The sequence below is a fragment of the Escherichia sp. TC-EC600-tetX4 genome (assembly GCF_019356055.1).
Taxonomy (GTDB): Bacteria; Pseudomonadota; Gammaproteobacteria; order Enterobacterales; family Enterobacteriaceae.
In genome coordinates this window covers 3,319,671-3,339,130 of the sequence record NZ_CP079924.1, presented here as the reverse complement: position 1 = coordinate 3,339,130, position 19,460 = coordinate 3,319,671, and the positions used below count along the sequence as shown (strand labels likewise).

Genomic DNA, 19,460 nt, shown 5'->3' with positions numbered 1-19,460 from the left:
CAGGAAAAGCGAAATTTAAAAGAGGTTAATTATGAAACTGGGATTTATTGGCTTAGGCATTATGGGTACACCGATGGCCATTAATCTGGCGCGTGCCGGTCATCAATTACATGTCACGACCATTGGACCGGTTGCTGATGAATTACTGTCACTGGGTGCCGTCAGTGTTGAAACTGCTCGCCAGGTAACGGAAGCATCGGACATCATTTTTATTATGGTGCCGGACACACCTCAGGTTGAAGAAGTTCTGTTCGGTGAAAATGGTTGTACCAAAGCCTCGCTGAAGGGCAAAACCATTGTTGATATGAGCTCCATTTCCCCGATTGAAACTAAGCGTTTCGCTCGTCAGGTGAATGAACTGGGCGGCGATTATCTCGATGCGCCAGTCTCCGGCGGTGAAATCGGTGCGCGTGAAGGGACGTTGTCGATTATGGTTGGCGGTGATGAAGCGGTATTTGAACGTGTTAAACCGCTGTTTGAACTGCTCGGTAAAAATATCACCCTCGTGGGCGGTAACGGCGATGGTCAAACCTGCAAAGTGGCAAATCAGATTATCGTGGCGCTCAATATTGAAGCGGTTTCTGAAGCCCTGCTATTTGCTTCAAAAGCCGGTGCGGACCCGGTACGTGTGCGCCAGGCGCTGATGGGCGGCTTTGCTTCCTCACGTATTCTGGAAGTTCATGGCGAGCGTATGATTAAACGCACCTTTAATCCGGGCTTCAAAATCGCTCTGCACCAGAAAGATCTCAACCTGGCACTGCAAAGTGCGAAAGCACTTGCGCTGAACCTGCCAAACACTGCGACCTGCCAGGAGTTATTTAATACCTGTGCGGCAAACGGTGGCAGCCAGTTGGATCACTCTGCGTTAGTGCAGGCGCTGGAATTAATGGCTAACCATAAACTGGCCTGATACCCGCAATAAAAATGGCCGATATCAGAAAATGAATCGGCCAGCAATATTAAAAAAGAAAGCAGCCAAAGATGTTGCTTCAGTATTAAAAATAATATTTTTATTTTATTTGTTCCTCATAGCTAGATTAAAACAACGTTATTCGATACGTGAAATTAAGAGGGATTTATGGAACATCAGAGAAAACTATTCCAGCAACGCGGCTATAGCGAAGATCTATTGCCGAAAACGCAAAGCCAGCGGACCTGGAAAACATTTAACTATTTTACCTTATGGATGGGTTCGGTTCATAACGTTCCCAATTATGTGATGGTCGGCGGCTTTTTTATTCTCGGCTTGTCTACCTTTAGTATTATGCTGGCAATTATCCTCAGCGCCTTTTTCATTGCCGCGGTAATGGTATTAAACGGTGCTGCGGGCAGTAAATACGGTGTGCCTTTTGCCATGATCCTGCGTGCTTCTTACGGTGTACGTGGTGCACTGTTTCCCGGATTATTAAGGGGCGGAATTGCCGCCATCATGTGGTTTGGTTTGCAATGTTACGCGGGGTCACTGGCCTGCTTGATTCTGATTGGCAAAATCTGGCCGGGATTTTTAACTCTCGGTGGTGATTTCACTCTGTTAGGCCTTTCTCTACCGGGCTTAATTACTTTCTTAATCTTCTGGCTGGTCAACGTTGGTATAGGTTTTGGCGGTGGCAAAGTTTTAAATAAATTCACTGCCATTCTTAACCCGTGCATCTATATCGTTTTCGGCGGTATGGCGATTTGGGCGATTTCACTGGTCGGGATCGGTCCAATCTTTGACTACATTCCGAGCGGTATTCAGAAAGCAGAAAACGGTGGCTTCCTGTTCCTGGTGGTGATTAACGCGGTAGTTGCGGTCTGGGCGGCACCGGCGGTGAGCGCATCCGACTTTACGCAAAACGCCCACTCGTTTCGTGAGCAGGCGCTGGGGCAAACGCTGGGTTTAGTTGTGGCCTATATTCTGTTTGCGGTCGCCGGGGTATGTATTATTGCCGGAGCCAGTATTCACTACGGCGCTGATACCTGGAACGTGCTGGATATTGTTCAGCGTTGGGACAGCCTGTTCGCCTCGTTCTTTGCGGTACTGGTTATTCTGATGACAACTATCTCCACTAACGCGACCGGTAATATTATTCCAGCCGGTTATCAGATTGCCGCCATTGCACCGACAAAACTGACCTATAAAAACGGCGTACTGATTGCCAGTATTATCAGCTTGCTGATCTGCCCGTGGAAATTAATGGAAAATCAGGACAGCATTTATCTTTTCCTCGATATTATCGGCGGAATGCTTGGTCCGGTAATTGGTGTCATGATGGCGCATTATTTTGTGGTGATGCGCGGACAAATTAATCTTGATGAACTGTATACCGCACCTGGCGATTATAAATATTACGATAACGGTTTTAACCTCACTGCGTTTTCAGTAACTCTGGTGGCCGTTATTTTATCTCTTGGCGGTAAGTTTATTCACTTTATGGAACCGTTATCGCGTGTTTCATGGTTTGTCGGCGTCATCGTCGCCTTTGCGGCCTACGCCTTATTAAAGAAACGTACAACAGCAGAAAAAACAGGAGAGCAAAAAACCATAGGTTAATTAATCCCGATATTGAACATTGAGTTAAAAACCAATCTGTATTTTACAAGGAGTTTGTTATGTCTTTTGATTTAATCATTAAAAACGGCACCGTTATTTTAGAAAACGAAGCTCGCGTTGTAGATATCGCCGTTAAAGGCGGAAAAATTGCTGCTATCGGTCAGGATCTGGGCGATGCAAAAGAAGTTATGGATGCGTCTGGTCTGGTGGTTTCGCCGGGCATGGTTGATGCGCACACCCATATTTCTGAACCGGGTCGTAGCCACTGGGAAGGTTATGAAACCGGTACTCGCGCAGCGGCAAAAGGTGGTATCACCACCATGATCGAAATGCCGCTCAACCAGCTGCCTGCAACGGTTGACCGCGCTTCAATTGAACTGAAGTTCGATGCCGCTAAAGGCAAGCTGACTATTGATGCGGCACAACTCGGTGGCCTGGTGTCTTACAACATCGACCGTCTGCATGAGCTGGATGAAGTGGGCGTTGTCGGCTTCAAATGCTTCGTTGCGACCTGTGGCGATCGCGGTATCGACAACGACTTCCGTGATGTAAACGACTGGCAGTTCTTCAAAGGTGCGCAGAAGCTGGGCGAACTGGGTCAGCCGGTGCTGGTGCACTGCGAAAACGCGCTGATTTGTGACGAACTGGGCGAAGAAGCGAAGCGTGAAGGTCGCGTAACCGCTCATGACTATGTGGCTTCGCGTCCGGTATTTACCGAAGTGGAAGCAATTCGCCGCGTACTGTATCTGGCGAAAGTTGCTGGTTGCCGTCTGCACGTTTGCCACGTCAGCAGCCCGGAAGGTGTTGAGGAAGTGACTCGTGCACGTCAGGAAGGTCAGGACGTTACTTGTGAATCCTGCCCGCATTACTTTGTACTGGATACCGATCAGTTCGAAGAAATCGGTACTCTGGCGAAGTGTTCACCGCCGATCCGCGATCTGGAAAACCAGAAAGGCATGTGGGAAAAACTGTTTAACGGTGAAATCGACTGCCTGGTTTCCGACCACTCTCCATGCCCGCCGGAAATGAAAGCCGGTAACATCATGAAAGCATGGGGCGGTATCGCCGGTCTGCAAAGCTGCATGGACGTGATGTTCGATGAAGCGGTACAGAAACGCGGTATGTCTCTGCCAATGTTCGGCAAATTAATGGCGACTAACGCAGCAGATATTTTCGGTCTGCAGCAAAAAGGCCGTATCGCCCCAGGAAAAGATGCCGACTTCGTCTTCATTCAGCCGAATAGCAGCTATGTTCTTACCAATGACGATCTGGAATATCGCCACAAAGTCAGCCCGTATGTTGGCCGTACCATTGGCGCGCGTATCACGAAAACCATCTTACGTGGTGATGTGATTTACGACATTGAACAGGGCTTCCCTGTTGCGCCGAAAGGTCAATTTATCCTTAAACATCAGCAGTAATCTGGCCCCTGCAATGCCCGTCCTTGCGGCGGGCATTCTCCGGTTAAGGTGTGTTTATGTTCAATTTTGCAGTCAGCCGCGAAAGCCTGTTATCAGGATTTCAGTGGTTTTTCTTTATTTTTTGCAACACGGTTGTGGTTCCTCCTACGCTACTTTCTGCTTTTCAGTTGCCGCAAAGTAGCCTGCTTACGCTCACGCAATATGCTTTTCTTGCTACCGCACTGGCCTGCTTCGCTCAGGCGTTTTGCGGTCATCGTCGCGCTATTATGGAAGGGCCAGGTGGCCTGTGGTGGGGAACCATCCTTACTATCACCCTTGGTGAAGCATCGCGCGGGACACCGATCAACGATATCGCCACCAGCCTGGCAGTGGGGATTGCACTCTCCGGCGTGCTGACGATGTTGATTGGTTTTAGCGGATTAGGCCATCGCCTGGCACGGTTATTTACGCCGTCGGTGATGGTCTTGTTTATGTTGATGCTGGGCGCGCAGCTGACCACTATCTTTTTCAAAGGTATGCTCGGGCTGCCGTTTGGCATAGCCGACCCGAATTTTAAAATTCAGTTACCGCCGTTCGCGCTCTCGGTGGCGGTGATGTGCCTGGTACTGGCGATGATTATCTTCCTGCCGCAACGTTTTGCCCGTTATGGCCTGCTGGTCGGCACCATAACCGGCTGGTTGTTGTGGTACTTTTGCTTTCCTTCTTCGCACTCGCTCTCCGGTGAGTTGCACTGGCAGTGGTTCCCGCTCGGCAGTGGCGGTGCTTTGTCGCCGGGAATTATTCTGACGGCGGTGATTACAGGTCTGGTAAATATCAGCAATACCTACGGTGCGATTCGGGGCACGGATGTTTTTTATCCGCAGCAGGGCGCAGGGAATACGCGTTATCGTCGTAGCTTTGTGGCGACCGGATTTATGACGCTGATAACCGTACCGCTGGCGGTAATTCCATTTTCACCGTTTGTTTCATCCATTGGTTTATTAACCCAGACTGGCGATTACACGCGGCGTTCGTTTATTTATGGCAGCGTTATTTGCCTGCTGGTGGCGCTGGTTCCTGCACTCACGCGACTGTTTTGCAGTATCCCTTTACCCGTGAGTAGTGCGGTCATGCTGGTTTCTTATCTGCCTTTACTCTTTTCCGCGCTGGTGTTTAGCCAGCAAATAACGTTTACCGCTCGCAATATTTATCGACTCGCATTGCCGTTATTTGTCGGCATATTTTTAATGGCATTACCGCCTGTGTATCTGCAAGACCTTCCATTAACGCTTCGTCCTCTGCTCAGTAACGGCTTATTGGTCGGGATTTTACTGGCTGTTCTTATGGATAACCTTATTCCGTGGGAACGCATCGAATAATTTGTTGAAAAAGGATTGATAATGAAGATTGTCATTGCGCCAGACTCTTTTAAAGAGAGCTTAAGTGCAGAAAAATGTTGTCAGGCAATTAAAGCCGGGTTTTCGACCCTCTTTCCCGATGCGAACTATATCTGTTTGCCGATAGCGGATGGCGGCGAAGGGACGGTGGATGCGATGGTCGCCGCGACGGGCGGCAACATCGTGACGCTTGAAGTCTGCGGGCCGATGGGCGAAAAAGTGAATGCTTTTTATGGCCTTACCGGCGACGGGAAAACGGCGGTGATTGAGATGGCGGCAGCAAGTGGCCTGATGCTGGTCGCGCCTGAAAAGCGTAATCCGTTGCTGGCCTCCAGTTTTGGTACGGGGGAGTTAATTCGTCATGCGCTGGATAACGACATTCGCCATATTATTCTCGGCATTGGCGGCAGTGCGACGGTCGACGGCGGTATGGGCATGGCGCAGGCGCTCGGTGTGCGTTTCCTTGATGCCGACGGTCAGGCGCTGGCGGCAAACGGTGGTAATTTAGCGCGCGTGGCAAGCATTGAGATGGATGAATGCGATCCGCGTCTGGCGAATTGCCATATTGAAGTAGCATGTGACGTTGATAACCCGCTGGTAGGGGCACGCGGCGCGGCGGCGGTGTTTGGCCCGCAAAAAGGGGCAACGCCGGAGATGGTCGAAGAACTTGAACAGGGGCTGCAAAATTACGCCCGTGTTTTACAACAGCAAACTGAAATTAATGTCTGCCAGATGGCGGGCGGCGGCGCTGCGGGCGGTATGGGTATTGCGGCGGCGGTATTTCTCAATGCGGATATTAAACCGGGCATTGAAATTGTGTTGAATGCGGTCAATCTTGCGCAGGCAGTGCAGGGCGCAGCACTGGTGATTACCGGGGAAGGGCGCATCGACTCGCAAACGGCAGGCGGTAAAGCGCCGCTGGGTGTGGCGTCGGTGGCGAAGCAGTTTAATGTACCGGTGATTGGGATTGCTGGCGTATTGGGTGATGGCGTGGAAGTGGTGCACCAGTACGGCATTGACGCGGTATTCAGCATTTTGCCTCGTCTGGCACCTTTAGCCGAAGTGCTCGCCAGCGGTGAAACCAATCTCTTCAACAGCGCGCGAAATATTGCCTGCGCCATTAAAATAGGTCAGGGAATTAAAAACTAACCCTTACCTTTAAAGCGGATGCGATTTATATCGCATAAGAGTGCAGTACTCATGCCGGATGCGGCATGAGTACCATATCCTTCCTGAAAATCGCGCAAATTCTATATATTGCAGAGATCATGTAGGCCTGATAAGCGAAGCGCATCAGGCAATGTTACAAAAAAAGCCACGGTATAAACCGTGGCAAAATCCAACATAGCTAAAAATAATCAGGCGAGTGGTATGACTTAAATCTCTACGTCGCGGTTACAATCTTTCGAGTAAATATAGCTGAACGCTTCACCACGCCCTACACCATAACCAGCCTGTAAAGAATAAGCGCCCATAAAGATGTAATCGCCTTTTTTCACCGGGATCCAGTTATTGTCGAGGTTATAAACCCCCTGACCGGAAAGAATATAGGCACCGTGTTCCTGAACGTGTGTTTCGATATAACCGTGGCTGGCACCTGGTGCAAAAGAGAGGATATGCATGTTCATATCAAAACCTAACTCTTTGGGCAGAAAATCCAGCAGAATAACATCGTCCATGCCTTCATAATGAATGCGTTCCAGTTCGCTGGCATTGCCAGAAACCAGCCACGGTGCATAGCCTTCTACCGGAACATAGCGGCGCTTATATAAAAAGATTTGGCTGTCTTCGGCCTGGGCGTTAACAAACGTCATTAAGGAGCCTGGCGGGCAATAAAGATAGCCACCTTCGCTTAAGGCAAATGTTTTGCCTTCGGCTTTGGCAGTGATATTTCCAGAGATCACATACAGGAACGTTTCAATGCCTTCGCCACCGAAGCCCTGTTGGTTGCCACCGTTTTGATGCAGTGTGACCAGATAATCAACAAAAGAGGCACCCAGCTTTGGCGTGGAGAGGATTGTCGCGTCACAATTTTCAAAGCCCGGAATAATATTTTTTACCAGACCATCCGGGGTTAACAGTGCGAAATTACCGTGTTTAACAATCGCACGGTTAGCCAGTAAATCTTCGCGGTAACCGGTGACGTTATTTAAATATCCCATTTATGACTCCTTATTTCTGCCAGGCAAGTTGATAAAGCATGAGTGCCAACGTTTTGACCCCTTCGGCAAGGTCGGTAATATTGGTGCGTTCCGCCGGGTTATGGCTGATCCCGTTGATGCTGGGGATAAAAATCATGCAGGTTGGTACGCGAGGCGCGAAAATTTGCGCGTCGTGCCCGGCACCACTGTGCATCACCCGGTAATTCAGTTTTTCTCTTTCACACAATTCTGTCAGGGTGGCGACCAGCTCCTTATTCATCGGCACGGGTTCTTCGTCCATCCATAAATCGATATCAATACCAATGTCCATTTCATCGCAAATCGCCCGCATGTCGTTTTCTAACTGTTGGGTGAAATCGCGCAGCACGGCAGCGTCGGTATGACGACAATCAATGGTGAACGTGGTTTTACCCGGCACCACATTTACCGTATTCGGGCGCGGCTCTACTTTGCCAAAGGTCAGAACCAGCGGATCGCCCATCCTTTTCGCTTTTTCGACCGACTGATGGCAAATGCGACTGAAAGCGTAAACTGTATCACGACGATAACCCATCGGCGTGGTGCCTGCATGGTTTGATTCGCCGTTCAGCGTTACCGTATAACGACGCTGCCCGACAATTGCATTCACCACGCCAATTGATTGCCCATTACTTTCCAGCACACAGCCCTGTTCAATATGCAGTTCAACAAAGGCTTTAATATCCTGACGCGGAGTTAGTGGGGCGTTCGGAAGAGTAAATCCGCAAGCCTTCATCGCATCGACAAAACTATTTCCTTTGGCATCACAGATATTCCGCACGTCGTCAGGATTCGCCAGCCCAAAAATATTTTTACTGCCCCAGAAGACATACGGGAAGCGGCTGCCTTCTTCTTCTGCCATCGCCACCACTTCGACCGTACGTAGCGGCGCGCCGTATTGCGTTTTCAGCCAGTCAATTGCCAGCCACGCCGCCAGCGCGCCGAATTGCCCGTCAAGGTTACCGCCGTTAACCACGGTATCGATATGCGAACCGCTCAGAACCACTTCCTGTGGATATTCGGTGCCATTCAGGCGACCGTATAAATTCCCCACTTCATCGAAACGTGTTTCCAGCCCGCTTGCTGCCATTCTTTTTTTAAATTGCTGCTGGGTTTCCAGCCATTCCGGCGAATAAAGTAAACGGGTCATCCCACCCGCTGGGTCAGCGCCAAAAGAGGAAAGCCAGGGCAGCGTTTCTTCTATAGCTTGACGGAAATGTGTAATCATAAGAAAGTCCTGTCTCAATAATTATTGCGCAAAGGGATTTTTCGTTTCGTATGACGTGTTATAAAGCGCGTCGGAAATTAAATACTGGTAAATATCATCAACAATTTCGATGCCTTCGACGGCGGCTTTGCGTTGTTTAATATCCTGATCCTGTCCGGGATAATAAACCTGATTAAAACCGGGCGCGGGGGTAATGGCATTTAATTCGCGCATGGTCTGGCTAAGATGTTGACGGAATAATTCGCTGGAGGAGAAAAAGTTCGGATTAATAACTATATGTAATTGCCCCAAATTACGCCCTGCGTGTAAATCGTCATACATCGAACTAACCTGTCGCCCGAACGGTAAGCCGAGTAAGACGCCTGAGAGGACGTCAATCATCATCATCAGGCCATACCCTTTTGGCCCGGCGGCGGGGAGCAGAGCATGTACCGCGAACGGATCGGTTGTTGGTACACCGTTTTTATCGACCGCCCAGGTATCCGGGATAGACATATTACGCGAGCGGGCGTCGAGCACTTTTCCCCATGCCTGTACGGTAGTCGCCATATCAAAGGTAAGGATCTCGTCGCCTTCTCCCGGCGCGGCAAAGGCCAGGGGGTTAGTACCGTAGTAAATTTCCGCGCCGCCAAACGGCACCACCATTGGATCGGACTGGCACATCGAAATGCCAATGAATCCGGCGCGGGCTGCCTGCTGCACAAAATAAGAGATTGCGCCGCTGTGACCCATCCGGCTGATACCGACCACCGCAACGCCATTTTGCTGGGCGGTTTTGATGGCATGTTCCATACCCATTTTCGCCGCGACCTGTCCGGCGGCATTGTCGGCATGTAAAATTGCCGAGCACGGCCCGGTTTCCTCAAGACGAAACTCCGGTTCGCGGTTGGTGCCGCCTTTTGAAATGCGTTCCGCGTAGTATTCCACGCGCACCGCGCCATGAGAGTGGATCCCTCTGGCATCGGCGTAAACCAATACTTCAGCCACGGTTGCAGCGTGCTCACGTTTTAACCCAGCCTGGCAGAGTTTATTCTCAATTAGCTGGTGGAGTGTTTCCCGACTGATTTTCATCTGTCTTCCTTTTTAACGACGGTGTGAAGCATGACTGCAATTAACATACAGGGAAAATATCTGGATTATGTGATCCAGACAGGCAAAAAAATATAGTTAGAATTTATTTGATAATCCGCTCACTTTTAACCTGATTTTTAAAACAACAACGCTTATTAAAAAATAATGAGTAATAGCCTGGTGGTTATTTGAATTCTTTTGTTAATAATTCCTGTGTGATATTCATCACCTTATTTACTCGTTGTCATCGATACCGTAATCGCCACATTAACACTGCTCGTGCAATTGCCATGGGTGCAATTTTTAAGGAGTTGTTATGATCCACGCCTTTATTAAAAAAGGGTGTTTTCAGGATTCGGTCAGTTTAATGATTATTTCACGAAAACTCAGCGAATCAGAAAATGTTGATGATGTTTCCGTAATGATGGGTACGCCCGCCAATAAAGCGTTATTAGATACCACAGGTTTCTGGCATGACGATTTTAATAACGCCACGCCGAACGATATTTGCGTGGCAATTCGTAGCGAAGCGGCGGATGCGGGGATCGCGCAGGCGATTATGCAGCAGCTTGAAGAGGCGCTAAAACAACTGGCGCAGGGGTCAGGCAGCAGCCAGGCGTTGACGCAGGTGCGTCGCTGGGACAGTGCCTGTCAGAAATTACCCGATGCCAATCTGGCGCTGATTTCAGTGGCTGGCGAGTATGCGGCGGAGCTGGCAAACCAGGCGCTGGATCGCAACCTCAACGTGATGATGTTCTCCGATAACGTCACGCTGGAAGATGAAATCCAACTTAAAACCCGCGCGCGGGAAAAAGGCTTGCTGGTGATGGGGCCGGACTGCGGTACGTCGATGATTGCCGGCACACCGCTGGCTTTTGCTAACGTGATGCCGGAAGGCAATATTGGCGTCATTGGCGCTTCCGGTACCGGGATTCAGGAGCTGTGTTCGCAGATTGCGCTGGCAGGGGAGGGAATTACTCACGCGATTGGCCTTGGCGGGCGCGACCTCAGCCGTGAAGTGGGCGGCATCAGTGCGCTAACAGCGCTGGAAATGCTCAGTGCAGACGAGAAAAGCGAAGTGCTGGCATTTGTTTCAAAACCACCTGCCGAAGCTGTGCGTCTGAAAATTGTTAATGCCATGAAAGCAACCGGCAAACCGACGGTGGCGCTGTTTTTAGGTTATACCCCGGCGGTGGCCCGCGACGAGAATGTCTGGTTTGCCTCCTCGCTGGATGAGGCCGCACGCCTGGCTTGCCTGCTTTCACGCGTCACGGCGCGACGTAACGCAATAGCGCCTGTCAGCAGCGGATTTATTTGCGGTTTGTATACCGGCGGTACGCTGGCTGCCGAAGCGGCGGGATTACTTGCCGGACACCTTGGCGTGGAAGCCGACGATACCCATCAACATGGCATGATGCTGGACGCCGATAGCCACCAGATTATTGACCTCGGCGATGATTTCTACACCGTCGGGCGTCCCCATCCGATGATCGACCCAACCTTACGCAACCAGTTAATTGCCGATCTCGGCGCTAAACCGCAAGTGCGCGTGTTGCTGCTTGATGTCGTGATTGGCTTCGGTGCGACCGCCGATCCTGCCGCCTCGCTGGTGAGCGCCTGGCAAAAAGCCTGTGCCGCGCGTTTAGATAATCAACCACTGTATGCCATTGCCACGGTGACAGGCACTGAACGTGACCCGCAATGCCGCTCGCAGCAAATCGCCACGCTGGAAGATGCGGGGATTGCGGTCGTGAGTTCGCTACCGGAAGCCACCTTGCTGGCGGCAGCGTTAATTCATCCGCTCTCGCCTGCCGCACAGCAACACACACCGTCATTACTGGAAAACGTCGCCGTGATTAACATCGGATTACGCAGCTTTGCGCTGGAGCTACAAAGCGCCAGCAAACCGGTTGTGCATTACCAATGGTCGCCAGTCGCCGGTGGCAATAAAAAACTGGCTCGTTTATTAGAACGTTTGCAATAAGGGGTTCCCATGTTTACATCAGTGGCGCAAGCCAATGCTGCGGTTATCGAACAAATTCGTCGCGCTCGTCCACACTGGCTGGATGTGCAACCGGCTTCTTCACTTATCAGCGAACTAAACGAGGGCAAAACACTGCTTCACGCCGGGCCGCCAATGCGCTGGCAGGAGATGACCGGACCCATGAAAGGGGCGTGCGTGGGCGCATGTCTGTTCGAAGGTTGGGCGAAAGATGAAGCGCAGGCGCTGGCAATACTGGAGCAGGGGGAAGTGAACTTCATTCCTTGTCACCATGTGAATGCCGTCGGGCCAATGGGCGGTATTACTTCTGCCAGTATGCCGATGCTGGTGGTTGAGAACGTGACCGACGGCAACCGGGCGTACTGCAACCTCAACGAAGGTATCGGCAAAGTGATGCGTTTTGGCGCTTACGGCGAAGATGTCCTGACTCGCCATCGCTGGATGCGCGATGTGTTAATGCCAGTATTAAGCGCGGCGCTGGGGCGCATGGAGCGCGGTATCGATCTCACGGCGATGATGGCGCAGGGCATTACGATGGGCGATGAGTTCCATCAACGCAATATTGCTTCCTCTGCACTGTTAATGCGTGCGCTGGCCCCACAAATTGCTCGCCTCGATCATGATAAACAGCACATCGCCGAAGTGATGGATTTCCTCAGCGTGACCGATCAGTTCTTCCTCAACCTCGCGATGGCTTACTGCAAGGCGGCGATGGATGCTGGCGCGATGATCCGCGCAGGCAGCATCGTCACGGCAATGACCCGCAACGGCAATATGTTCGGGATTCGGGTAAGCGGGCTGGGCGAACGCTGGTTTACTGCGCCTGTAAACACTCCGCAAGGTCTGTTTTTCACCGGCTTCTCGCAGGAGCAGGCGAACCCGGATATGGGCGATAGCGCGATTACCGAAACCTTTGGTATCGGAGGTGCGGCAATGATCGCAGCGCCTGGCGTAACGCGCTTTGTCGGTGCGGGTGGCATGGAAGCGGCAAGAGCGGTATCTGAAGAGATGGCGGAAATTTACCTTGAACGCAATATGCAGTTGCAGATCCCAAGCTGGGATTTTCAGGGCGCGTGCCTGGGGCTGGACATTCGTCGCGTGGTAGAAACCGGCATTACGCCACTCATCAATACCGGTATCGCCCATAAAGAGGCGGGGATCGGGCAGATTGGCGCAGGCACCGTGCGGGCACCGCTGGCGTGCTTTGAACAGGCGCTGGAAGCACTGGCTGAAAGCATGGGTATTGGTTGAGGAACGCGCAATGACGATCATCCATCCTCTGCTTGCCAGTAGTAGCGCACCGAATTATCGCCAGTCCTGGCGGTTAGCGGGAGTGTGGCGGCGGGCGATTAACCTGATGACGGAAAGCGGCGAACTGTTAACGTTGCATCGTCAGGGTAGTGGTTTCGGCCCCGGAGGATGGGTGCTTCGCCGTGCGCAATTCGATGCGTTATGCGGTGGATTATGCGGCAATGAACGACCACAGGTTGTGGCTCAAGGGATTCGCCTCGGGCGTTTCACGGTTAAACAGCCACAGCGTTATTGTTTGCTGCGTATTACGCCGCCTGCGCATCCTCAACCACTTGCAGCTGCATGGATGCAACGCGCGGAGGAAACCGGGCTTTTCGGGCCACTGGCGTTGGCGGCAAGCGATCCGCTGCCTGCTGAGTTACGCCAGTTTCGTCACTGTTTTCAGGCCGCGCTCAATGGCGTTAAGACCGACTGGCGGCACTGGCTGGGTAAAGGCCCCGGATTAACGCCGAGTCATGATGACACGCTGAGCGGAATGCTGCTGGCGGCCTGGTATTATGGCGCTTTAGATGCGCGCTCCGGTCGTCCGTTTTTTGCCTGTTCCGACAATCTGCAACTCGTTACCACAGCGGTGAGCGTCAGTTATTTACGTTATGCCGCGCAAGGATATTTCGCCTCGCCACTCCTGCACTTTGTTCATGCTCTGAGTTGCCCGAAACGTACCGCTGTTGCGATTGATTCGCTGCTGGCGCTGGGGCATACGTCAGGGGCAGATACGCTGCTGGGGTTCTGGCTTGGCCAACAATTATTACAAGGAAAACCATGAAAACACTGGTTGTGGCTCTTGGGGGCAACGCCTTACTCCAGCGCGGTGAGGCGCTGACGGCAGAAAATCAATATCGCAATATCGCCAGTGCTGTACCCGCGCTGGCACGCCTGGCCCGTTCTTATCGGTTGGCGATTGTTCACGGCAACGGGCCGCAGGTGGGGCTGCTGGCATTGCAGAATCTGGCGTGGAAAGAGGTAGAACCGTATCCGCTGGATGTGCTGGTTGCGGAAAGCCAGGGGATGATTGGCTATATGCTGGCGCAGAGTTTGAGCGCACAGCCGCAGATGCCGCCCGTGACGACGGTGCTGACGCGCATTGAGGTTTCGCCTGATGATCCGGCGTTTTTGCAGCCAGAGAAATTTATTGGTCCGGTTTATCAGCCAGAAGAACAAGAGGCACTGGAAGCGGCTTACGGCTGGCAGATGAAACGTGATGGTAAATATTTGCGCCGGGTGGTGGCGTCTCCGCAACCGCGTAAAATTCTCGACAGCGAAGCCATCGAGTTGTTGCTCAAAGAGGGGCATGTGGTGATTTGCAGTGGCGGCGGCGGTGTGCCTGTGACGGATGACGGAGCAGGGAGTGAAGCAGTGATTGATAAAGATCTCGCCGCTGCGTTGCTCGCCGAGCAGATTAATGCAGATGGACTGGTGATCCTCACCGATGCTGATGCGGTATATGAAAACTGGGGAACGCCGCAGCAACGTGCCATTCGCCATGCCACACCGGATGAGTTAGCGCCATTTGCCAAAGCCGATGGTTCGATGGGGCCGAATGTAACGGCGGTGAGTGGTTATGTCAGAAGCCGTGGTAAACCCGCGTGGATTGGGGCGTTATCGCGAATTGAAGAGACGCTGGCGGGCGAAGCGGGGACCTGTATTTCGCTGTAGTCGTAGGCATTAGACATTTGTGCCTGATGCGACGCTTGACGCGTCTTATCAGGCCTACAACCGGTGCCGCATCCGGCAATTGGTGCACAATGCCTGATGCGATGCTTGACGCATCTTATCAGGCCTACAATGGGTACCGGATCGGTAGGCCGGATAAGGCGTTTACGCCGCATCCGGCAAGAATAGAGCACCAGTTAACCGAACTTACTCTGCGCCCAAATCACGCCGCTGGCATATTCCGGCGGCAGCAGCGGGATTAAGGCTTCCAGCGTCGCAGTCAGACGCGATGTGTCGCTGTCGGTCAAATTCAGATGCCCCACTTTACGCCCCGGACGGACTTCTTTGTCGTACCAGTGCAGATGCACCAGCGGCAGTTTCAGCCAGTCATAATTCACATCGCTACCAATCAGATTGATCATCACCGACGGATTATTCACCACTGGTTGCGGTAACGGCAGATCGGTAATCGCCCGCAGATGCAGCTCAAACTGGCTGATGCTGGCACCGTTTTGTGTCCAGTGACCGCTGTTATGCACACGCGGTGCCAGTTCGTTGATCAACAGACCTTGCGGGGTGACAAAACACTCCATCGCCATCACGCCCACATAGCCCAGCTCCTGCATAATCGCCGACAGCATCTCTTCGGCTTGCGCCTGCTGCTGTGCGTTGGCCTGCGGAAAAGCGACGCTGGTGCGCAAAATACCGTCCTGATGCAGGTTATGCGTCAGCGGATAAAACACGGTGCTGCCATCAAAGCCGCGCGCGCCAACCAGCGACACTTCACCAGAGAAGTTAATGCCCTGCTCGACAATACATTCGCCGTAACACTCTGCCGGTAACTGTTCGGTTTCATTTGCGCGTAAACGCCATTGACCGCGACCGTCATAACCACCAGTGCGACGCTTAACAATCGCCAGCTCACCTAAACGATCAAACACCGCAGGCCACTCGCTGCGTTCGGCAAGTAACTGCCACGGTGCAGTCGGCAGGTGGAGCTTATCGAAAAGCTGCTTCTGAGTCAGACGGTCAGCAATAATCGGGAACACATCGCGGTTCACAAAGGCCGGATGGCGCGCCAGCTCGCGGGTTAATGCGGTTTCCGGCCAGCGTTCTATCTCAGCGGTAATCACGCTTTGTTGAAAAGGCACCGCCGCCGGTTCAGCGTCCAGCCCGACTGGCCAGACAGCAATGCCTAACGGTTCGCCTGCCTGACGCAGCATACGGCCTAACTGCCCGTTACCGAGGACGCAAACCTGTTTCATGCCGCACCTCGCGGGTCCGGGTTTTCCAGCACTTCGTCGGTCTGGGCTTTGCGCCAGTCATTCAGACGCTGGTGCAGTTCTTTATCATGAGTCGCAAGAATTTGTGCTGCCAGTAACGCCGCGTTTGCCGCGCCAGCTTTACCAATCGCCAGCGTACCCACCGGAATGCCGCGCGGCATTTGTACGATGGAGTAGAGGCTATCGACACCGCTCAGTGCGGCGCTCTGTACTGGCACGCCCAGCACCGGCACCAGCGTTTTGGCGGCAATCATGCCTGGCAGATGCGCTGCGCCGCCTGCGCCCGCAATAATCACCTGATAACCGTTCTCTTCGGCGCTTTCGGCGAAGCTGAACAGTTTATCGGGGGTGCGGTGAGCAGAAACCACTTCAACGTGGTGCGGGACATTCAGGATTTCGAAGATTTCGGCGGCGAACTGCATGGTAGCCCAGTCGCTTTTGGACCCCATCACGATGGCGACACGCGCCGGATTATTGCGGGAAGACATGCGTCTTAAAACTCCTGTGGTGCACAACTCTCGGCTTTAGAGGGCACAGAGAATAGCACGGAAAGAGAGCAAGGAAAACGGTTGCGTGGCTGTGAAATCAGCAAAGTTGCGGGTTTTTTAAAACGGAAAATGAATCAGCTCAACGTCATCCGCCGTGACTTTCACCATTGAACCTTCCGTATGCCAGGCACCCAGTACCACGCGAAAAGCAGGTTGCTGATTGGCGATAAGTTCATGCACCGCCGGGCGATGGGTATGCCCGTGGATCAGCCATTGCACCTGATGTTTTTCCATCGCACTGACCACCGCGTTTTGGTTAACGTCCATGATCGCCAGCGATTTACTGCTGTTGGCTTCTTTGCTGTTCGCGCGCATTCGCGCGGCAATGCGTTTGCGCACAAACAACGGCAGGGCGAGGAATAGCGTCTGCAGCCAGGGTTTGTGGACCTTGGCGCGAAAAGCCTGATAACCCGCGTCATCGGTGCACAGCGTGTCGCCATGCATAATCAACACCCGGCGACCATAAAGTTCGAGCACCTTTTCTTCCGGCAATAACGTCATGCCACTTTCACGGGCAAAGCGTTTGCCGAGCAGAAAATCACGGTTGCCATGAATGAAATAACAGGGAACGCCGGAATCGGACACCGCTTTGATCGCCGCCGCCATCTTGCGATGGAGTGGGTTGGGATCGTCGTCGCCAATCCATGCTTCAAACAGATCGCCAAGAATATACAGCGCGTCGGCCTTGCGGGCTTCCCCCGCTAAAAAACGCAGAAAACCGGCGGTGATCGCCGGTTCTTCCACGCAGAGATGAAGATCTGCAATAAAGAGTGTCGCCACGATTACTCGCTAACGGTCACGCTTTCAATGATAACGTCTTCTTTTGGCACGTCCTGGTGCATACCGCTACGACCGGTTGCAACACCTTTGATTTTGTCTACCACGTCCATGCCGTCAACCACTTCAGCAAACACGCAGTAGCCCCAACCTTGCAGGCTTTCGCCAGAGAAGTTCAGGAAGTCGTTATCAACCACGTTGATGAAGAACTGTGCAGTTGCAGAGTGCGGAGCCTGAGTACGTGCCATTGCCAGCGTACCACGGGTATTTTTCAGGCCGTTGTTGGCTTCGTTTTTGATCGGTTCTTTGGTGGCTTTTTGTTTCATGCCCGGTTCAAAACCGCCGCCCTGAATCATAAAGCCGTTGATAACACGGTGGAAAATGGTGTTGTTGTAAAAACCTTCGCGGCAGTAGTCCAGGAAGTTTTTAACTGTTTCAGGTGCTTTATCGTCAAAAGTTTTGATGACAATATCGCCGTGATTGGTGTGGAAAGTAACCATTTTTGCATCCTGTTCCGTTTGATTGGTGCTTCAACCCAGTTCGGGTCATATATAGGGTGGTGTTATAGCATAACCGCACGATCGGATCATCACGCAATGTATGCTGATTCGCGCGGGAAATATGGGTATTATACGCAACTCAATTACCCACACATGTCTAAACGGAATCTTCGATGCTAAAAATCTTCAATACTCTGACACGCCAAAAAGAGGAATTTAAGCCTATTCACGCCGGGGAAGTCGGCATGTACGTGTGTGGAATCACCGTTTACGATCTCTGTCATATCGGTCACGGGCGTACCTTTGTTGCTTTTGACGTGGTTGCGCGCTATCTGCGTTTCCTCGGCTATAAACTGAAGTATGTGCGCAACATTACCGATATCGACGACAAAATCATCAAACGCGCCAATGAAAATGGCGAAAGCTTTGTGGCGATGGTGGATCGCATGATCGCCGAAATGCACAAAGATTTTGATGCTTTGAACATTCTGCGCCCGGATATGGAGCCGCGCGCGACGCACCATATCGCAGAAATTATTGAACTCACTGAACAACTGATCGCCAAAGGTCACGCTTATGTGGCGGACAACGGCGACGTGATGTTCGACGTCCCGACCGATCCAACTTATGGCGTGCTGTCGCGTCAGGATCTCGACCAGCTGCAGGCAGGCGCGCGCGTTGACGTGGTCGACGACAAACGCAACCCAATGGACTTCGTTCTGTGGAAGATGTCGAAAGAGGGCGAACCGAGCTGGCCGTCTCCGTGGGGCGCGGGTCGTCCTGGCTGGCACATTGAATGTTCGGCAATGAACTGCAAGCAGCTGGGTAACCACTTTGATATCCACGGCGGCGGTTCAGACCTGATGTTCCCGCACCACGAAAACGAAATCGCGCAGTCCACCTGTGCCCATGATGGTCAGTATGTGAACTACTGGATGCACTCGGGGATGGTGATGGTTGACCGCGAGAAGATGTCCAAATCGCTGGGTAACTTCTTTACCGTGCGCGATGTGCTGAAATACTACGACGCGGAAACCGTGCGTTACTTCCTGATGTCGGGCCACTATCGCAGCCAGTTGAACTACAGCGAAGAGAACCTGAAGCAGGCGCGTGCGGCGCTGGAGCGTCTCTACACTGCGCTGCGCGGCACAGATAAAACCGTTGCGCCTGCCGGTGGCGAAGCGTTTGAAGCGCGCTTTATTGAAGCGATGGACGACGATTTCAACACCCCGGAAGCCTATTCCGTACTGTTTGATATGGCGCGTGAAGTAAACCGTCTGAAAGCAGAAGATATGGCAGCGGCGAATGCAATGGCATCTCACCTGCGTAAACTTTCCGCTGTATTGGGCCTGCTGGAGCAAGAACCGGAAGCGTTCCTGCAAAGCGGCGCGCAGGCAGACGACAGCGAAGTGGCTGAGATTGAAGCGTTAATTCAACAGCGTCTGGATGCCCGTAAAGCGAAAGACTGGGCGGCGGCGGATGCGGCGCGTGATCGTCTTAACGAGATGGGGATCGTGCTGGAAGATGGCCCGCAAGGGACCACCTGGCGTCGTAAGTAATTGCGCTATTGCCGGATG

General features: G+C 52.4%; 17 protein-coding genes. 10 read left to right on the top strand and 7 right to left on the bottom strand.

Translation table 11 applies throughout. From position 1 onward, the window contains the following. Positions 1-31: 31 nt before the first annotated feature. From glxR to glxK, 5 genes are all read left to right on the top strand, one after another. The gene (glxR, locus tag KXD89_RS16255) at positions 32-910 is read left to right on the top strand and encodes a 2-hydroxy-3-oxopropionate reductase (RefSeq protein ID WP_000765839.1); all 879 of its coding nucleotides are present in this window, start codon (positions 32-34) and stop codon (positions 908-910) included. 168 nt (positions 911-1,078) lie between these two features. After that, a complete protein-coding gene (locus KXD89_RS16250) occupies positions 1,079-2,533 on the top strand; it encodes a putative allantoin permease (RefSeq protein WP_000401100.1) in 1,455 nt (484 codons plus the stop codon). Between the two features lie 59 nt (positions 2,534-2,592). Beyond that, a complete protein-coding gene (allB, locus tag KXD89_RS16245; RefSeq protein ID WP_000006900.1) occupies positions 2,593-3,954 on the top strand; it encodes an allantoinase AllB in 1,362 nt (453 codons plus the stop codon). A 56-nt stretch (positions 3,955-4,010) separates the two neighbouring features. Further along, positions 4,011-5,312: a uracil/xanthine transporter gene (locus tag KXD89_RS16240; RefSeq protein WP_001302767.1), complete on the top strand. Its 1,302-nt coding sequence runs from the start codon at positions 4,011-4,013 to the stop codon at positions 5,310-5,312. A gap of 21 nt (positions 5,313-5,333) precedes the next feature. Next, positions 5,334-6,479, top strand: a complete 1,146-nt coding sequence (gene glxK, locus KXD89_RS16235; RefSeq protein WP_001333621.1) for a glycerate 3-kinase — start codon at positions 5,334-5,336, stop codon at positions 6,477-6,479. A 227-nt stretch (positions 6,480-6,706) separates the two neighbouring features. Here the strand turns inward: glxK and allE are convergent, their stop codons facing one another. The 3 genes from allE to allD are packed head-to-tail and all read right to left on the bottom strand — an operon-like array spanning position 6,707 to position 9,809. Beyond that, positions 6,707-7,492 (bottom strand): (S)-ureidoglycine aminohydrolase, encoded by a 786-nt coding sequence (allE, locus tag KXD89_RS16230; protein WP_000540997.1) that lies wholly within the window; start codon positions 7,490-7,492, stop codon positions 6,707-6,709. Between the two features lie 10 nt (positions 7,493-7,502). Continuing rightward, positions 7,503-8,738 (bottom strand): allantoate deiminase, encoded by a 1,236-nt coding sequence (gene allC / locus KXD89_RS16225; RefSeq protein ID WP_001310618.1) that lies wholly within the window; start codon positions 8,736-8,738, stop codon positions 7,503-7,505. 21 nt (positions 8,739-8,759) lie between these two features. Then, positions 8,760-9,809, bottom strand: coding sequence for an ureidoglycolate dehydrogenase (allD, locus tag KXD89_RS16220; RefSeq protein WP_000703900.1), 1,050 nt, complete (start codon positions 9,807-9,809; stop codon positions 8,760-8,762). Between the two features lie 316 nt (positions 9,810-10,125). On the opposite strand from allD, the gene KXD89_RS16215 reads away from it, so the two are divergent. The 4 genes from KXD89_RS16215 to KXD89_RS16200 are packed head-to-tail and all read left to right on the top strand — an operon-like array spanning position 10,126 to position 14,778. Then, complete coding sequence (locus tag KXD89_RS16215) at positions 10,126-11,793, top strand: acyl-CoA synthetase FdrA (protein WP_000580829.1); 1,668 nt, start codon at positions 10,126-10,128, stop codon at positions 11,791-11,793. 9 nt (positions 11,794-11,802) lie between these two features. Then, complete coding sequence (locus KXD89_RS16210) at positions 11,803-13,062, top strand: DUF1116 domain-containing protein (RefSeq protein ID WP_000495367.1); 1,260 nt, start codon at positions 11,803-11,805, stop codon at positions 13,060-13,062. A 10-nt stretch (positions 13,063-13,072) separates the two neighbouring features. Continuing rightward, the gene (locus KXD89_RS16205; RefSeq protein WP_000152519.1) at positions 13,073-13,888 is read left to right on the top strand and encodes a DUF2877 domain-containing protein; all 816 of its coding nucleotides are present in this window, start codon (positions 13,073-13,075) and stop codon (positions 13,886-13,888) included. Next, a complete protein-coding gene (locus tag KXD89_RS16200; RefSeq protein WP_000855379.1) occupies positions 13,885-14,778 on the top strand; it encodes a carbamate kinase in 894 nt (297 codons plus the stop codon). Before KXD89_RS16205 ends, KXD89_RS16200 begins: the two co-directional genes overlap by 4 nt. 194 nt (positions 14,779-14,972) lie before the next feature. On the opposite strand, the gene purK is transcribed toward KXD89_RS16200, so the two are convergent. From purK to ppiB, 4 genes are all read right to left on the bottom strand, one after another. After that, the gene (gene purK, locus KXD89_RS16195; RefSeq protein WP_000815571.1) at positions 14,973-16,040 is read right to left on the bottom strand and encodes a 5-(carboxyamino)imidazole ribonucleotide synthase; all 1,068 of its coding nucleotides are present in this window, start codon (positions 16,038-16,040) and stop codon (positions 14,973-14,975) included. Further along, positions 16,037-16,546, bottom strand: a complete 510-nt coding sequence (purE, locus tag KXD89_RS16190) for a 5-(carboxyamino)imidazole ribonucleotide mutase (protein ID WP_001295318.1) — start codon at positions 16,544-16,546, stop codon at positions 16,037-16,039. Before purE ends, purK begins: the two co-directional genes overlap by 4 nt. Before the next feature lie 117 nt (positions 16,547-16,663). Beyond that, positions 16,664-17,386: a UDP-2,3-diacylglucosamine diphosphatase gene (gene lpxH / locus KXD89_RS16185; RefSeq protein WP_000212247.1), complete on the bottom strand. Its 723-nt coding sequence runs from the start codon at positions 17,384-17,386 to the stop codon at positions 16,664-16,666. A 2-nt stretch (positions 17,387-17,388) separates the two neighbouring features. Next, a complete protein-coding gene (gene ppiB / locus KXD89_RS16180) occupies positions 17,389-17,883 on the bottom strand; it encodes a peptidylprolyl isomerase B (protein ID WP_000255997.1) in 495 nt (164 codons plus the stop codon). A 173-nt stretch (positions 17,884-18,056) separates the two neighbouring features. On the opposite strand from ppiB, the gene cysS reads away from it, so the two are divergent. After that, positions 18,057-19,442, top strand: coding sequence for a cysteine--tRNA ligase (gene cysS / locus KXD89_RS16175; RefSeq protein ID WP_000912385.1), 1,386 nt, complete (start codon positions 18,057-18,059; stop codon positions 19,440-19,442). The last annotated feature ends 18 nt before the right edge of the window (positions 19,443-19,460 follow it).

Coding starts and splice junctions, on each gene's coding strand:
- allD (WP_000703900.1), bottom strand. CDS start 9,809: ATGAAAATCAGTCGGGAAACACTCCACCAGCTAATTGAGAATAAACTC.
- KXD89_RS16210 (WP_000495367.1), top strand. CDS start 11,803: ATGTTTACATCAGTGGCGCAAGCCAATGCTGCGGTTATCGAACAAATT.
- KXD89_RS16200 (WP_000855379.1), top strand. CDS start 13,885: ATGAAAACACTGGTTGTGGCTCTTGGGGGCAACGCCTTACTCCAGCGC.
- KXD89_RS16250 (WP_000401100.1), top strand. CDS start 1,079: ATGGAACATCAGAGAAAACTATTCCAGCAACGCGGCTATAGCGAAGAT.
- ppiB (WP_000255997.1), bottom strand. CDS start 17,883: ATGGTTACTTTCCACACCAATCACGGCGATATTGTCATCAAAACTTTT.
- KXD89_RS16240 (WP_001302767.1), top strand. CDS start 4,011: ATGTTCAATTTTGCAGTCAGCCGCGAAAGCCTGTTATCAGGATTTCAG.
- glxK (WP_001333621.1), top strand. CDS start 5,334: ATGAAGATTGTCATTGCGCCAGACTCTTTTAAAGAGAGCTTAAGTGCA.
- allE (WP_000540997.1), bottom strand. CDS start 7,492: ATGGGATATTTAAATAACGTCACCGGTTACCGCGAAGATTTACTGGCT.
- purK (WP_000815571.1), bottom strand. CDS start 16,040: ATGAAACAGGTTTGCGTCCTCGGTAACGGGCAGTTAGGCCGTATGCTG.
- purE (WP_001295318.1), bottom strand. CDS start 16,546: ATGTCTTCCCGCAATAATCCGGCGCGTGTCGCCATCGTGATGGGGTCC.
- KXD89_RS16215 (WP_000580829.1), top strand. CDS start 10,126: ATGATCCACGCCTTTATTAAAAAAGGGTGTTTTCAGGATTCGGTCAGT.
- KXD89_RS16205 (WP_000152519.1), top strand. CDS start 13,073: ATGACGATCATCCATCCTCTGCTTGCCAGTAGTAGCGCACCGAATTAT.
- allC (WP_001310618.1), bottom strand. CDS start 8,738: ATGATTACACATTTCCGTCAAGCTATAGAAGAAACGCTGCCCTGGCTT.
- cysS (WP_000912385.1), top strand. CDS start 18,057: ATGCTAAAAATCTTCAATACTCTGACACGCCAAAAAGAGGAATTTAAG.
- allB (WP_000006900.1), top strand. CDS start 2,593: ATGTCTTTTGATTTAATCATTAAAAACGGCACCGTTATTTTAGAAAAC.
- glxR (WP_000765839.1), top strand. CDS start 32: ATGAAACTGGGATTTATTGGCTTAGGCATTATGGGTACACCGATGGCC.